Here is a 14,615-nt window from a genome sequence, read left to right on the forward strand (position 1 = left end):
GACGAGAGGACCGCCATGACCGATACCACGAAAAAGGGCACCACCCGCCGCGGCTTCCTGGCCGGGGCCGCAGCCGGAGGCGCGCTGGCCGCCACGGCCGCGCGCGCCGGTGGACCCGACCCGCTGATCACCGAAGTGCAGCCCTGGGCCCAGTCGCTGGGCGACGGGGTGGACGCCACGCCCTACGGAATGCCGATCCACTTCGAATCCCACGTCGTGCGGCGCAATGTGGAATGGTTGACCGCGGACACGATCAGCTCGGTCAACTTCACCCCGATCCACGAGCTTGACGGCACGATCACCCCGCAGGGCTGCGCCTTCGAGCGTCATCACGCCGGCGCCATCGAACTGGCCAAGCCCGACTGGCGGCTGATGATCCACGGGCTTGTCGAACGGCCGCTCGTCTTCACCTACGACGACCTGATCCGCTTCCCGCGCGAGAACCACACATACTTCCTCGAATGCGCGGCGAACGGCGGGATGGAATGGGCGGGCGCGCAGCTCAACGGCTGCCAGTTCACCCACGGCATGATCCACAACATGGAATATACCGGCATCCCGCTGCGCACCCTTCTGGCCGAAGCCGGGGTGAAGCCGGAAGGCAAATGGGTTCTGATGGAAGGTGCTGACGCTTCCTCGATGAGCCGCTCCATCCCGATCGGGAAGGCGCTCGATGACGTGCTGGTGGCCTTCAAGGCCAATGGCGAGGCGCTGCGCAAGGAGCATGGCTACCCTGTCCGGCTGGTGGTGCCGGGTTGGGAGGGCAACATGTGGGTCAAGTGGCTGCGCCGCGTCGAGGTGGGCGACCAGCCGTGGGAGCACCGCGAGGAAACCTCGAAATACACCGATACGATGGCCGACGGCCGCTCGCGCCGCTGGACCTGGGAGATGGACGCCAAGTCGATCATCACCAGCCCCAGCCCGCAGGCACCGATCACCCACGGCCCCGGCCCCACGGTGATCTCGGGCCTCGCCTGGTCGGGGCGGGGGTCGATCCGCGAGGTGCATGTCTCGCTCGACGGCGGCAAGAACTGGCAGCAGGCGCGCCTGTCGGGGGCGAGCCACGACAAGGCGCTGCACCGCTTCTACTTCGAGTTCGACTGGAACGGCTCGGAACTGCTGCTGCAATCCCGCGCGGTGGACAGCACCGGCTACGTCCAGCCGACCAAGGAGCAGCTGCGCAGCTTCCGCGGCGTGAACTCGGTCTACCACAACAACGGCATCCACACCTGGTGGGTCAAGACGAACGGAGAGGCGGAAAATGTCGAGATTTCCTGAGCTTCTGCTGCTGACGGCGCTGCTCTCCGCCCCTGCGGCCGCGGCCGAGGCCCCGCGCATCGGCCGGATCGCCCTGCCCGAAGAGGTCGCCGCCTGGGATCTCGACATCCGGCCCGACGGGTTTGGCTTGCCCGAAGGTTCGGGCGACGTGCTGACGGGGGAAGAGCTCTTTTCCGAACGCTGTGCCCTCTGCCACGGCGAGTTCGGCGAGGGGGTGGACAACTGGCCCAAGCTGGCGGGAGGCCAGGGCACGCTCGATCACGACGATCCGCAGAAGACCATCGGCAGCTACTGGCCCTATCTTTCGACCGCCTGGGATTACGTCCACCGCGCCATGCCCTTCGGGGATGCGCGCAGTCTGACCAGCGATGAGACCTACGCGATCGTGGCCTACCTGCTCTACAACAACGATCTCGTGGACGAGGAGTTCACCCTGTCACGCGAGAACTTCCTCGAGGTCGAGATGCCGAACGCCGATGGCTTCTTCGTGGACGACCGGGCGACGACCGAGGTCCCGGCCTTCAGCCACCCTCCCTGCATGACGGACTGCAAGCAGGAGGTCGAGATCACCATGCACGCAACGGTGCTTGACGTGACCCCGGACGATACGACGGACTGAAGATGCCCCTTCACGGCCGCCGGCACGGCCCCGGCGCTGTCTTGGCCCGCAGAGACGGGAGGGGCCCGGTTCGACCCTATCCCGACCCGAAGGAGTGACGCCGATGAGACTGACCCGCCGCACCTTCCTCGCATCCTCCGCGGCCTGCCTTGCCGCACCGGCCGTCACGGGGCAGGCCCGGGCCCAAGTGCTCGTGGTTGGCGGTGGCGCAGGCGGAGCCTCGGTCGCGCGCCACCTTGCGGCCGAAGCTGCGGGTGCCGCCGACATCACGCTGATCGAGCCGAATGCGGTCTATCACACCTGCTTCTTCTCGAATCTGCATCTGGGCGGGCTCCGCAGTCTCGAGAGCCTCGCCCATTCCTACGACCGGCTGCGCGGTCTTGGCGTGACGCTCATCTCCGACCGGGTGGCGGCCGTGGGACGCGAGCGGCGCCGGGTGGCGCTGGCCGCGGGCGGAACGCTCGACTGGGACTGGCTCGTGCTGTCCCCCGGAATCGACTTTGTCGATGACAGCGTTCCGGGCTGGACGCTGGCCGCGGCCGATCTCATGCCGCACGCCTACAAGGCGGGCGGGCAGACGCGCCTGTTGCGCAAGCAGCTCGACGCGATGCCGCAGGGCGGCACCTTCTGTCTGGTCGCGCCGCCCAACCCCTACCGCTGCCCGCCCGGTCCCTACGAACGGATCTCGATGATCGCGCACCGTTTCACGCAGGTGAACCCGACGGCCCGGATCCTGCTTCTCGATCCGAAGGAGGGCTATTCGAAGCAGACGCTCTTCGAGGAAGGCTGGCAGGCGCACTATCCCAACATGATCGAGCGTCTGGGCCCGGAGATGGGAGGCGACCGCGTCGAGGTTCGCCCCGACCGGATGGAAGTGGTGATCGACGGCGAGGTGGAGAAGGTCGATGTCTGCAACGTCATTCCGGGGCAGGTCGCGGGCCGCATCATCGGCGAGGCGGGCCTTGCCGATGAGACCGGCTGGGCGCCCATTGATCCCGCCTCGATGAAAAGCCGCGACGATCCGGCCATCTTCATTCTGGGCGATGCGGCCGTGGCCGGAGACATGCCCAAGTCGGCCTCGGCGGCCAACAGCCAGGCGAAGGTGGTGACGGCCGTGCTCCTGGCCGAGATCTCGGGCAACGCGGCCCCGCCTGCCCGCTACGTCAACACCTGCTGGTCGCTCATTGCCCCCGAGGATTCGGTGAAGGTCGGTGGCACCTACGAGCCGACGCCCGAGAAGATCGCCTCGATCGACCGGTTCATCAGCCAGCCCGAAGAGGATCGCGCCACCCGCCTCGCCACCTGGCAACAGAGTCTCGGCTGGTATGCCGGCATCACCTCCGACATGTTCGGCTGAGGGACAGCCGCCGTGAACGCCCCCGCAGCGGCGGGCTGCCAAAGGGCCGCCGCTGCACCCTCCAGACGGAAAGGCCCGCCATGCTCGTCTCCCGCCGCCACTTCCTCGCCACCGCAGCCGCCGGGATCGCCCTGCCGCAGCGCCTCTGGTCCGCCAGCCGCATCGAGAGCGGGGCGATGCAGGTCGAGACGCTCTCGGACGGCCATCTGGTGCTGCCCGTTGATTTCGTCTTCGGCGGCATGCCCGAGACGGAGCTGGCGCCGATCCTCGCCCGTCACGGCATCGCGGGCGGCGCGCTCGAGCCGCCGTGCAACGTGACCCTCCTGCGCGACGGCAGCCGCACCATCCTGTTCGACGTGGGTGCGGGCGCGGATTTCATGCCGACGGCGGGCCGGCTGTCCGAGGCGCTGGACGCGCTCGATCTGTCACCCGAGGAGGTCACCCATGTCCTCTTTACCCACGGCCACCCGGATCATCTTTGGGGGCTGCTGGATGAGTTCGACGAGCCGCTCTTCGCCAACGCCCGGCACATGATGGGGCGGGCCGAGTTCGACTACCGGATGGACCCCGACACGGCCTCGACGATCGGCGAGGCGCGGCAGAGCTTTGCCGCGGGCGCGCGGCGGCGGCTTGGGGCCATCGCCGACCGGATCTCGCTGTTCGAGGACGGCGAGGCGGTGTTGCCGGGCGTCACGGCCCGTCTCACCCCCGGCCACACGCCCGGACACATGGCCTTCCTGATCGATGCGGCGGACCCCATGATGATCCTGGGCGACGCGGTGACGAACCCCCATGTCAATTTCGAGCGGCCGGACTGGCCCTCGCCCTCGGATCAGGATGCCGAGCTGGCGGCCGAAACGCGCGTGGGCCTTCTCGATCAGCTGTCGGCGGATGGCCTGATCCTCGTCGGCTTCCATCTGCCCGAGGGGGGGATCGGCCGGGTCGAGCGGGCGGCCAAGGGCTACCGCTACCTGCCGGGCTAGGCAAGGGCGGGACGCGCCGCCTGATCGACAACCAGATCGGTCAGAACGGCGCCGATCCACATGCAGAGAAGTGCGAGCCAGGCCGTCGCCACGAAGATCGAGGTTCCCGACACACCCGCCCCGATCGCGCAGCCACCCGCGAGCATCGCGCCGAAGCCCATCAGGACGGCGCCGATCATCGCCCGCCGCATGGCCGGCGCACCGTCGAAACCCTGGAACTTCAGTTCCCGCGCGAAACCGGCGGCGATCAGCGCACCCAGGAACACGCCCGGCACAAGCCCCACGTCGAAGCCGAACTCCGGCTCCGGCACCAGAAAGAACATGAGCGTGTTCGCCGAGGGCCCACTGAAGGTCGCCGAGGTGACCGCCACGGGTTCGAAGCTGACCTGCGCGAGGCTGTAGGTCAGCACCCAGCCGAGGGCTGCGGCGAAGCCCACGCCCGAGGCGAAGACGAGGGTCGAGACACCGATCCTGTTCCTGCGGGCAAGCCAGAGCGCAAAGACCGCGAGCGCAAGCCCCAGCACAAGGCCCGTCGCGCGGGGCATGCCCAGCAAATCGAGCAGATCCACGTTCCGCCCCGCCGGCGTCACCCACAGCCGCGCAAGCCAGTCGCGCAAGGGCGCGAGCCAGCCGTGCAGCGACATCTGCGCCACTACGGCGAATATCAGACCGGCCACCACCGAGCGCAGGTTCCCCGTCGCCGCCAGCACCAGAAGCCGCCCCGAGCAACCGCGGGCCAGGACCATGCCGGCGCCGAAGAGAAAGCCCCCGAGGATCGCCCCCGACCAGGATCCGGTGACGGCCATCATCCGCGCCTCGTCCGCCCGGAAGAAGCCCAGGGCCTCGGCCGCCTGCACCCAGACCAGCGCCGTCGAGAAGGTCAGCAGCCAGACCGCCATCCGCTGCCCGAACTGGCCGCGGGCAAACTCGACCGTGGCCGCCCGCAGGCAGAAGGCCGACCGCTGCGCGGAGATTCCGAAAACGAGCCCGGTGAGCAAGCCAAAAAGGGCCGATGTCCGCGCCTCTCCCACGAGATCCACGAGCGGCACGACATCCATGGCACCCTCCCCGGTTGATGCGCGATGCTACATCACACCGTCCGCAGCCCTTGTTGATCTGGATCAGCCTGCGCCACGGGCGGACACCGCGGCTCGTCCGCCCCTTCCGACGTGGGTCTCCGTCCACACGGCCCGGCGGGTGACGCAGCGGCGGACGGCCAATCACGCGCAACTTCTCGGATTGACCAAGGGGCGGGCGGTGCTAGCCTTTCGGCCAAAGCTCGAGGACATGACATGGATTTTCTGGCGCGTGCGACCTCCATCGTCGGCAACACGATGGTCCTGATGAGGCGGATCGGCTCGCCGGGCACCCAGGCGGTGGGGGCAAGCCCCGCTATCCCCGAGGCCCGGAAGCAGGGGATCATGACGCTCAAGATGCCCGCTGCGCACGGCTGGGCGCCGGGGCACCTGCCCACGCCGGCGCCCGGGCTGAAGGTCAACGCCTTTGCCACGGGGCTCGAGCATCCCCGCTGGATCGAGGTCCTGCCCAACGGGGACGTTCTCGTGGCCGAAGCGCGCCAGATCCCGACGCCCCCCAAGAGCCTGCTGGATCGGGCGGCACAGGCCACCATGCGGCGGGCGCGCGCCCTCGGCGACAGCCCGAACCGCATCACGCTCCTGCGCGACGGCGGGCAGAGCGGCGAGGCCACACAGCGCGAGACCTTCCTTGCGGGCCAGAGCCAGCCCTTCGGCATGGCGCTGGTCGGCGACACCTTCTATGTCGGCAACACCGACGGGATCGTGGCCTTCCCCTACAGCGAGGGCGCGACGCGCCTCGAGGGCGAGGGCCGCAAGCTCGTGACCTTCAAGCCCGGCGGGCACTGGACGCGCAGCCTGATCGTCTCGCCCGACGGCCGCCGGATCTATGCGGGCGTGGGATCGCTCAGCAACATCGGTGACGACGGGATGGAGGCCGAAGAGGGCCGCGCCGCGATCTGGGAGCTTGACCTGGTGTCGGGCTCGTCGCGCATCTACGCCTCGGGCCTGCGCAACCCGGTGGGGCTCGCGTGGGAGCCCGCAACCCGCGTCCTCTGGACCGTGGTGAACGAGCGCGACGGGCTGGGCGACGAGACACCCCCCGACTATCTGACCTCGGTCGAGGAAGGGGGCTTCTATGGCTGGCCCTACTGCTACTGGAACCGCATCGTGGACGATCGCGTGCCCCAGGATCCGGCGATGGTGGCGCGCGCGATCACGCCCGACTATGCGCTCGGCGGGCACACGGCCTCGCTCGGCCTGTGCTGGGTGCCGCCCGGGACGCTCCCCGGCTTTCCGGGCGGGATGGCCATCGGCCAGCACGGCTCGTGGAACCGCTCGAAGCTGAGCGGCTATCGGCTGATATTCGTGCCCTTCGCGAATGGCCGCCCCTCGGGTCCGCCCCGCGACATCCTCACGGGCTTCCTCTCGCCTGACGAAAAGCTCGCCTATGGCCGCCCCGTTGGCGTCGTGGTGGGCCCGGACGGCCGGTCCCTCCTGCTCGCGGACGATGTGGGCGACGTGATCTGGCGGGTGACGGGAGCGTGAAAGGGCGCGGCCTTGCGGTCAACGCGACCCTACGTCCCCTTCTGGCGACCGCGCGGCCCGCCTAGACTGGTCCGGTTGATCCCCGGCTGATCCGGCCGGGGGTTCCATGCCGCAAGGACCGCCACGATGATCGACCCCGCCGCCCGCCCGGAACCCCGCCGCATCCTCATGCTCGGCGCCACGGGCACGATCGGCCGCGCGACCGTCAGGGCCCTGCTCGCCCGCGGACATGAGGTGGTCTGCTTCCTCCGGCCCCGCAGCCCCGGCGGGCGCACCCATCTGCCGGATGGCGCGATCCTGCGGTACGGCGACGTCACCGATCCAGTGTCGCTCGCCCGCGACGGCTTTCGGAACGAGCGGTTCGACGCGCTGGTCTCCTGCCTCGCCTCGCGCACCGGCGTGCCGCGCGACGCCTGGGAAATCGACCACAAGGCCCATTCCGATGCGCTCGCCGCGGCCCGCGCAGCCGGTGTCACGCAGGTCGTCCTGCTCTCGGCGATCTGCGTGCAACGTCCCCTTCTCGCCTTCCAGCAGGCCAAGCTCGCCTTCGAGGACGAGTTGATGCGCTCGGGTCTCGACTGGTCGATCGTGCGCCCCACGGCCTTCTTCAAGTCGCTCTCGGGGCAGGTGAAGCGGGTGCAGGAGGGCCGCCCCTTCCTCGTCTTCGGCAACGGAGAGCTGACCGCCTGCAAGCCGATCAGCGACGACGATCTGGGCCGCTACATGGCGCTCTGCCTCGAGGACCCGGCCCTGAGAAACCGGATCCTGCCCATCGGCGGCCCCGGCCCCGCGCTCACGCCGCGGGCGCAGGCCGAGATGCTGTTCCGCCTCACGGGGCGCGAGCCGAAGGTCCGGCATGTGCCGGTCGCGCTGCTCGACACGATCATCGCGGTCCTCTCGACGCTTGGGCGGGCGGTGCCGAAGCTGCGCGACAAGGCCGAACTGGCGCGCATCGGCCGCTATTACGCCACCGAGTCCATGCTGGTCCTCGATCCGGCGACGGGACGCTACGACGCCGACGCCACCCCCTCCTTCGGCCAGGAGACTCTGGAGGAGTTCTACACCCGCCTCCTGCGCGGAGAAGCGACCGTCGATCTGGGCGAGCACGCAGTGTTCTGACGGATCGCCCGGCCGACGGACCGCGGTCGTCAGGGCAAGAGGATTGCGCGGAAGTCGTTGACGTTCGTGCCGGTCGGCCCCGTCACCACCTGCGCGCCAAGGGCGGCAAAGAAGCTGTGGGCGTCATGCCCCGCCAGCGCCTCGGCGGGATCGAGCCCTGCCGCGCGCGCGGCGCGCAGAAGCGCCGCCCCACCCACCGCACCGGCCACCTCGGCCGCGCCATCGACCCCATCCGTATCGGCCGCCAGCGCCCATCCGGGAAGATCGCGCGCGGTCAGCAGATAGGCGAGCAGGAACTCGACATTGCGCCCGCCGATGCCCGCAGGACCACGGATCGAGACGGTCGTCTCGCCGCCCGAAAGCAGCAGGCAGGGACGCGCAAAGGGTTGATTGCGCAGCACGATCTGCCGCGCGATCCCGGCGAGAACCCGCCCCGCCTCACGCGCTTCCCCCTCCAGCGCATCGCCCAGGACATGGACGGCGAGCCCCTCGGCGCGCGCGGCCTCGGCCGCCGCTTCCAGCGCCATCTGCGGCGAACAGACGATGTGGCTCTCGACCCGGTCGAGCCTCGGATCACCCGGCTTGACGCTCTCGGCGCCCTCGGCATCCAACGCCGCCGCGATCCGCGGCAGGTCGAGCCCCAGCCGACGCAGCACGGCCTTGGCGTCCTCGACCGTCGTCGGATCCGCATGACAGGGCCCCGAGGCGATGACGGTGGGATCGTCCCCCGGCACGTCCGAAACAAGCAGCGCCACCACCCGCGCCGGAGCGCAGGTCGCGGCGAGCCGGCCCCCCTTCACCCGGCTGAGATGACGGCGCAGGCAGTTCATCTCAGCGATGGTCGCGCCCGAGGCCAGCAGCGCCCGGTTCAGCTCCACCTTGTCCTCCAGAGCCAGCCCCGCGATGGGCGCCACCATGAGCGCCGAGGCCCCGCCCGAGATGACCGCGATCACCAGATCGTCAGGCCCCAGCCCCTCGGTCAGCGCCAGAAGCTCGGCGGTCGCCGCGATACCGGCGGCATCGGGAACCGGATGGGCCGCCTCGCGCAGCGCAATCCGGCGCAGCGAGCCGTCACCACCCTGCCCGTGCCGCGTGATGACGAGGCCCGAGAGGCGCGGAAAGTCCGCATAATGCTCCTCCACCGCACGCGCCATGCCCACGGCGGCCTTCCCTGCGCCCAGAACGAGGATACGCCCCGCCGGCGCAGGCGGCAGAAGCGGCGGGATGCGCGCGCCGGGCTGGGACGCCTCCACCGCGCGCGCGAAGAGCCCGCGCAGGAAGGCTGCCGCCGTGGCGTCGGTCCAGTCCGTCATCTCCCCCCCCCAGCACCCGAAAGCCTCGCGGGCCGTTCCGCCACCATTCCAGCCCGATCCGGCCAAGGCAACAGGACGTGTCAGAAGTTCACCTGATCGCCGCCCTTCAGCGCCAGCATCTCCCGCGCCTCGCCGGGGGTCGCCACCTCCAGACCCAACCCCTCAATGATCTGACGCGCCGCGCGCACCTGCTGGGCATTGCTCTCGGCCAGCCGGCCCTTGCCCGCCCACAGGTTGTCCTCGAGCCCCACGCGCACATGCCCCCCCATCGCCGCCGACATGGCCGCAATGGCAAGCTGGTTGCGCCCGGCCCCCAGCACCGACCAGCGGTAACTGTCGCCGAACAGCCGGTCGGCCGTCCGCTTCATGTGCAGCACGTCGTCGGGATGCGCGCCGATCCCGCCCATCAACCCGAAAACCGTCTGGATGAACAGCGGCCCCTTCACCAGCCCACGGTCGAAGAAATGCTTGAGGTTGTAGAGGTGCGAGGTGTCATAGCATTCGAACTCGAAGCGCGTGCCGCCCTCGCCCAGCGTCCGCATCACATGCTCGACATCGCCGAAGGTGTTGCGGAAGATGATGTCCTTGTTGCCGAGGTAGTCCCGCTCCCACTGGTGACGGAGCGCGGAGTCATAGCGGGCAAGCATCGGGAACAGGCCGAAGTTCATCGTCCCCATGTTCAGCGAGGCAAGCTCCGGTCGGTAGTGCTGCGCGGGCTGGATCCGCTCGGCGATCGACATGGTGGGCGCGCCGCCGGTGGTAATGTTCAGCACCGCATCCGTCGCCTGCTTGATCACGCCGAGGATCGGGCGGAAGGCCTCGACGCTCTGATCCGGGCGCCCGTCGATTTCCGAACGGGCGTGCAGGTGGATGACCGCGGCCCCCGCCTCGGCGGCGCCGATGGCGGCCTCGGTGATCTCGGCGGCCAGGACCGGCAGGTGCGGCGACATCGAGGGCGTGTGGATCGCGCCCGTCACGGCACAGGTGATGACGACTTTTCCTTGAAGACTCATCGGTTTTCGTCCTTGGAAGGGGAAGGGTGCGCCCGGCCGGCCAGATGCCCGGCGAGGGCTGCGAGTTCTCCGTCGCGCCAGTCCTGCCGGGCGCGGATCGCATCGGGGGTGGAAAGACCGGCGAAGGCCATGCCCACGGCGGCGGCGGCCTCGGGCGTGAAGGCCTCGTCGCGCGCGGCGGTGCGGGCAAGGTCGGCCATCATCTGCCCGTAGCGCATCAGATAGTCGGCCGCACCCCCCGGCGCGTTCAGGTTGATCGTCTCCATCGGCCCCATGAAGGCCCAGCGGCGGCCGAGCCCGTGGCGCACCGTGTCATCCAGCCCGACCACATCGACATAGCCTTCCGAGATCAGCCGCAGGCTTTCGGCGAGCACCACGGCCTGCAGCCGGTTCAGGATGAAGCCGTCGATCTCGCGCCGCAGCACCACCGGCACCTGCCCCGCCGCGGCGTAGATCTGCCGCGCCCGCTCGGTCACCGCCGGATCGGTGAAGGGCGCGGGCGAGATCTCGACCACCGGCACCAGATGCGGCGGGTTGACCGGATGGCCGACAAGGCAGCGCGCCGCCCCCGGCAGGCCCGCGGCAAAGGCCGAGGCCAGAAGCGCCGAGGAACTCGAGGCGAGGATCGTGCCCGGATCGGCCGCGGCATCCAGATCGGCAAAGAGCGCCCGCTTGGTCTCGAGCCGTTCGGGCCCGCTTTCCTGCACCAGGTCTGCCCCCCGCAGCGCGGTGCGCAGATCCGGCTCGGCCCGAATGCGGCCGCCGAGCCCCTTGGGATCGGGCCCGGCCTGCCCGTAGGGCGCGGTACGCGCGACCATGGCCGCGATGTCCCCGCCGAGTTGGTCCAGCACCTCGGGCGCCGGATCCCAGACGCGGACGTGGAAACCTGCACGGGCGAAGAGGAAGGCCCAGGAGCGGCCGATCAGGCCGGCTCCGACGATGGCGATTTCGGTCATGGGCTCCCCTTACATCCAGAGCATTTCGCGGCGCAGGTCGAGATCCTGCGCAATCCGGCGGGACTCGATCTCGTGCAGCACGCGACCGCGTTCCAGAACGACCGTTCGGTCCGACAGCGCAAGCGCCAGATCGAGATTGTGATCCACGATGACGATGGACAGCCGGTCGCGCAGCCGGTCAAAGGTTCGGAACAGCTGTTCGACAATCGCCGGCGCCAGCCCCTCGAAGGGCTCGTCGAGCAAGAGCACCCGGATGTCGCCCGACAGCGCCCGCGCCACCGCGGCCATCTGCTGCTCGCCCCCCGACATGCGGTCGGCGGGCGTGTCGAGACGTTCGGCCAGCCGCGGGAAGTAGTCGAGGATCTCCTCGAGCGACCAATGCGTGCCCTCGCCGGTCTGGCGGCGGATGCGGCCAAGCTCGAGGTTCTCGCGCACCGTCATGCCCGCGAACAGCCCACGCCCCTGCGGCACATAGCCGATCCCGCGCCGCGCGATCTGCGCGCTGGACAGCCCCGCAAGTTCCTGCCCCATCAGCCGGACCGACCCCGACGAGGGCGCCTTGATCCCCGTCACCCCCTTCAGGACCGAGGATTTCCCCGCCCCGTTCCGTCCCAGCAGCGCCAGGATCTCCCCCTTGTGCAGATCGAAGCTCACGTCCTGCAGGATATGGCTCTTGCCGTAATGCAGGTTCACCCGGTCGAGCGTCAGGATCTTCTCGGCCGAGAACTGGCCCTGCCGGGCCGAGGCCGCGACCTCGGTCGTGCCCGAGCCGATGTAGATCTCGCGCACCTTCGGCGAATTGCGCGCATCCTCCACCGTGCCGTCCACCAGAACCTGCCCATCGGCCATCACCGTCACATGATCGGCAAGATCGAAGACCCGGTCGATGTCATGCTCGACCAGCAGGACCGGCAGATGGCGCGAGACGTCCTTGATCAGCAGACCCACCCGCTCGCGCTCGGCGACGGAAAGCCCCGCCAGCGGCTCGTCGGCCAGGAGGATCCGCGGCTCGGTCGCGAGCGCAAGCCCCAGATCGAGCAGCCGCTGCCCGCCGTAGGAGAGCGAGCCGGCCCGCGCATGATCCATGCCCGACAGGCCCACCCATTTCATCATCTCCTCGACCTTGGTCTGCACCTCGGTCACCGCGCCCGCATCCGCCAGCGCATCGGTGCGGCTCGGGTGGCGGGCCTGCACGGCAAGGCGCAGGTTCTCGCGCACCGTCAGGTCGGGAAAGAGGCTGGTGATCTGGAACGACCGGCCAAGCCCCAGCCCGGCGATCCGGTCGGGCGACTGGCCCGAGATGTCCTGCCCGAGCAGCGTCACGCGCCCCTCGCTCGCTGGCAGGATGCCGGTCAGCAGGTTGAAGGCCGTTGTCTTGCCCGCCCCGTTCGGCCCGATCAGCGCGTGAAGCGTCCGGTCGCGCACGCGGATCGAGACACGATCCACCGCCTTCAGCGCGCCGAACCGCTTCGAGATCCGGTCCGAGGCCAGCACGTCGCCGCCACTGCCGCTCCGTGCGGTGATGGTGGCGGGCAGCGGGTGCGTGTCGGCCTTGCGCCCGGCCATCGCCGCGCCGGTCATGGGCGCCGGGAAGAACCGCTCGCGCAGCTGCGCACCGATCCCGACCAGGCCCTGCCGGGCGAAGAGCACGAAGCCGAGGAAGATCAGGCCGAACCAGAACAGCCAGTTCTCGGTGTAGCTGGACAGGTACTCGCGGAAGAGGATGTAGAAGAGCGCGCCGAGCGCCGGGCCGAGAAAGCCCCGCATCCCCCCGATCACCACCATCGCAAGAAGTTCGCCCGAGAAGATCACCGACATTGGCTCGGCCGAAGTGAGGCGGTTCTTGTAAAGCAGCAGCCCCCCCGCCAGCGCCGTCACCGTGGCCGACAGCACATATGCCATCAGCTTGTAGCGCTGCACGTCATATCCCAGCGCCTGCGCCCGCCCCTCGTTCTCGCGGATCGCGACGAGGACGCTGCCCACCGGCGACTGCAGCACGCGCAGGACCGCCGCCCCGACAAGGAAGGCCAGCACCGCCACGAGGATGTAGAAACTCAGGTTGTCATCGAGAAAGCCCGGCCGCTCGATCCCGCCAAGGCCGTTCTCGCCACCCGTCACCTCGGTCCAGCGGAAGGCGAGCTGGAAGCCCATGGCCGAGAGGGCCAGCGTCATCAGCGAGAAATAGACCCCACGGCGGCGCAGGACCAGAAGCCCGATCCCGAGCGCCACGACCGCGCTCGCAGCGACCCCGATCAGCAGCGCAAGCGCCATGCTCGCATTGCCCATCGCCAGCGCCGACAGGCCCGCCGCATAGGCACCAAGGCCGAACCAGACGCCATGCCCGAACGAGACGAGGCCGGTGTAGCCTACGAGGATGTTGAGGCCGAGGGCCGCGAGGGCGAAGATCACCACCTCGACGGCGCTCGTCGCGCCGAGCCCGATCAGGGACAGCAACACCGGCAGCAGCGCAAGGGCGGCCGCGACGGTCAGCAAGGTTCTCAGGTTCTGCATCATGCGCCTATTCGAAACGGGTGATCCGCTCGCCCAGCAGGCCGCGCGGGCGCAGCAGCAGGACGACGAACATCAGCAGGTAGATCGCGAGCATCGAGTACTGCGACAGGCCGATGCCGATGATCGCGCCCTTGACGAGCCCGACGAGCAGCGCCGCGATCACCACGCCCCAGAACGAGCCGAGCCCGCCGATGATGACGACGACGAAGGCCGCCGTGCCGACCTCGACCCCCATCATCGGATGGACGGGCTGGATCGGCGCCATGAGCACCCCCGCCAGCGCCGCGATCCCGATGGCAAGCGCCACCACGGTCGAGAGATAGGGCCGGAGCGAGATCCCGAGCGTGCCGAGGATGTCGGGGTTCTGGATCCCCGCCCGGACGATCCGGCCGAAGGCCGTCCGGTTCAGGAGAACCCAGACCCCCGCGACCGTGACGATGGCCACCGCGATCAGGAACAGCCGATAGCGGGAATAGACGAAGTCGCCCATGAACACCTGCCCGCGCAGGATATCGGGCATGGAATAGGCGCGCGGCGTCGCGCCGAAATACCAACGCAGGCTCTGCTCGATGATCATCGCCATGCCGAAGGTCAGCAGCAGCGAATAGAGCGGATCCTCGCGGTAGAACCGGGTGAAGAGGAACCGCTCGACCACGACGGCCAAGGCCGCGGCGACCAGCGGCGCCACGATCAGCGCCCCGAAGAAGCCGAGCATGGGCGTCAGCACGAAGGCGAGATAGGCCCCCAGCGTGAAGAAGGCGCCATGCGCAAGGTTCACGATCCCGCCGAGCGAGAAGATCAGCGACAGGCCGAGCGCGATGAGCATGTAGTAGAAGCCGTCGAGCAGGCCGTTCAGGAGATGCGACAGGAAGATGATGGTCATC

At 69.3% G+C, this 14,615-nt stretch carries 12 protein-coding genes; 6 read left to right on the forward strand and 6 right to left on the reverse strand.

The annotated features are described in order from the left end of the window. Positions 1 to 15 precede the first annotated feature (15 nt). From soxC to LV780_RS16120, 4 genes are all read left to right on the forward strand, one after another. Positions 16 to 1,278 (forward strand): sulfite dehydrogenase, encoded by a 1,263-nt coding sequence (gene soxC / locus LV780_RS16105; RefSeq protein ID WP_108221159.1) that lies wholly within the window; start codon positions 16 to 18, stop codon positions 1,276 to 1,278. Then, positions 1,262 to 1,897 (forward strand): c-type cytochrome, encoded by a 636-nt coding sequence (locus LV780_RS16110; protein ID WP_108221158.1) that lies wholly within the window; start codon positions 1,262 to 1,264, stop codon positions 1,895 to 1,897. Before soxC ends, LV780_RS16110 begins: the two co-directional genes overlap by 17 nt. A gap of 103 nt (positions 1,898 to 2,000) precedes the next feature. Then, a complete protein-coding gene (locus tag LV780_RS16115) occupies positions 2,001 to 3,254 on the forward strand; it encodes an NAD(P)/FAD-dependent oxidoreductase (protein ID WP_108221157.1) in 1,254 nt (417 codons plus the stop codon). Positions 3,255 to 3,334: 80 nt separating this feature from the next. Next, positions 3,335 to 4,237 (forward strand): MBL fold metallo-hydrolase, encoded by a 903-nt coding sequence (locus LV780_RS16120; RefSeq protein WP_117345111.1) that lies wholly within the window; start codon positions 3,335 to 3,337, stop codon positions 4,235 to 4,237. On the opposite strand, the gene LV780_RS16125 is transcribed toward LV780_RS16120, so the two are convergent. Beyond that, positions 4,234 to 5,295 carry a YeeE/YedE family protein gene (locus LV780_RS16125; protein ID WP_108221155.1) on the reverse strand — a complete coding sequence of 354 codons (1,062 nt, stop codon included), beginning with the start codon at positions 5,293 to 5,295 and terminating at the stop codon, positions 4,234 to 4,236. The genes LV780_RS16120 and LV780_RS16125 overlap by 4 nt on opposite strands. A 234-nt stretch (positions 5,296 to 5,529) precedes the next feature. On the opposite strand from LV780_RS16125, the gene LV780_RS16130 reads away from it, so the two are divergent. Together LV780_RS16130 and LV780_RS16135 are read left to right on the forward strand one after the other, a co-directional pair. Continuing rightward, positions 5,530 to 6,819, forward strand: a complete 1,290-nt coding sequence (locus tag LV780_RS16130) for a PQQ-dependent sugar dehydrogenase (RefSeq protein WP_108221154.1) — start codon at positions 5,530 to 5,532, stop codon at positions 6,817 to 6,819. A gap of 126 nt (positions 6,820 to 6,945) precedes the next feature. Continuing rightward, on the forward strand, positions 6,946 to 7,938 hold the full coding sequence (locus LV780_RS16135; protein WP_108221153.1) for an NAD(P)H-binding protein: 993 nt from the start codon (positions 6,946 to 6,948) through the stop codon (positions 7,936 to 7,938). A 29-nt stretch (positions 7,939 to 7,967) separates the two neighbouring features. On the opposite strand, the gene LV780_RS16140 is transcribed toward LV780_RS16135, so the two are convergent. The 5 genes from LV780_RS16140 to LV780_RS16160 form a co-directional block, all read right to left on the reverse strand. Next, positions 7,968 to 9,251: a glycerate kinase type-2 family protein gene (locus LV780_RS16140; RefSeq protein WP_101339930.1), complete on the reverse strand. Its 1,284-nt coding sequence runs from the start codon at positions 9,249 to 9,251 to the stop codon at positions 7,968 to 7,970. 80 nt (positions 9,252 to 9,331) lie between these two features. After that, positions 9,332 to 10,264, reverse strand: coding sequence for a BKACE family enzyme (locus LV780_RS16145; protein WP_101339929.1), 933 nt, complete (start codon positions 10,262 to 10,264; stop codon positions 9,332 to 9,334). Then, a complete protein-coding gene (locus LV780_RS16150) occupies positions 10,261 to 11,220 on the reverse strand; it encodes a 3-hydroxyacyl-CoA dehydrogenase (protein WP_108221152.1) in 960 nt (319 codons plus the stop codon). Before LV780_RS16150 ends, LV780_RS16145 begins: the two co-directional genes overlap by 4 nt. Before the next feature lie 9 nt (positions 11,221 to 11,229). Then, positions 11,230 to 13,731 (reverse strand): branched-chain amino acid ABC transporter ATP-binding protein/permease, encoded by a 2,502-nt coding sequence (locus LV780_RS16155; protein ID WP_233864147.1) that lies wholly within the window; start codon positions 13,729 to 13,731, stop codon positions 11,230 to 11,232. Positions 13,732 to 13,738: 7 nt separating this feature from the next. After that, positions 13,739 to 14,614 (reverse strand): branched-chain amino acid ABC transporter permease, encoded by an 876-nt coding sequence (locus LV780_RS16160; RefSeq protein WP_044249396.1) that lies wholly within the window; start codon positions 14,612 to 14,614, stop codon positions 13,739 to 13,741. Between the last annotated feature and the right edge of the window lies 1 nt (position 14,615).

The sequence above is a fragment of the Cereibacter azotoformans genome (genome assembly GCF_021391315.1).
In the GTDB taxonomy this organism is placed as follows: Bacteria; Pseudomonadota; Alphaproteobacteria; order Rhodobacterales; family Rhodobacteraceae; genus Cereibacter_A; species Cereibacter_A azotoformans.

Coding starts and splice junctions, on each gene's coding strand:
- soxC (WP_108221159.1), top strand. CDS start 16: ATGACCGATACCACGAAAAAGGGCACCACCCGCCGCGGCTTCCTGGCC.
- LV780_RS16110 (WP_108221158.1), top strand. CDS start 1,262: ATGTCGAGATTTCCTGAGCTTCTGCTGCTGACGGCGCTGCTCTCCGCC.
- LV780_RS16115 (WP_108221157.1), top strand. CDS start 2,001: ATGAGACTGACCCGCCGCACCTTCCTCGCATCCTCCGCGGCCTGCCTT.
- LV780_RS16120 (WP_117345111.1), top strand. CDS start 3,335: ATGCTCGTCTCCCGCCGCCACTTCCTCGCCACCGCAGCCGCCGGGATC.
- LV780_RS16125 (WP_108221155.1), bottom strand. CDS start 5,295: ATGGATGTCGTGCCGCTCGTGGATCTCGTGGGAGAGGCGCGGACATCG.
- LV780_RS16130 (WP_108221154.1), top strand. CDS start 5,530: ATGGATTTTCTGGCGCGTGCGACCTCCATCGTCGGCAACACGATGGTC.
- LV780_RS16135 (WP_108221153.1), top strand. CDS start 6,946: ATGATCGACCCCGCCGCCCGCCCGGAACCCCGCCGCATCCTCATGCTC.
- LV780_RS16140 (WP_101339930.1), bottom strand. CDS start 9,251: ATGACGGACTGGACCGACGCCACGGCGGCAGCCTTCCTGCGCGGGCTC.
- LV780_RS16145 (WP_101339929.1), bottom strand. CDS start 10,264: ATGAGTCTTCAAGGAAAAGTCGTCATCACCTGTGCCGTGACGGGCGCG.
- LV780_RS16150 (WP_108221152.1), bottom strand. CDS start 11,220: ATGACCGAAATCGCCATCGTCGGAGCCGGCCTGATCGGCCGCTCCTGG.
- LV780_RS16155 (WP_233864147.1), bottom strand. CDS start 13,731: ATGCAGAACCTGAGAACCTTGCTGACCGTCGCGGCCGCCCTTGCGCTG.
- LV780_RS16160 (WP_044249396.1), bottom strand. CDS start 14,614: ATGACCATCATCTTCCTGTCGCATCTCCTGAACGGCCTGCTCGACGGC.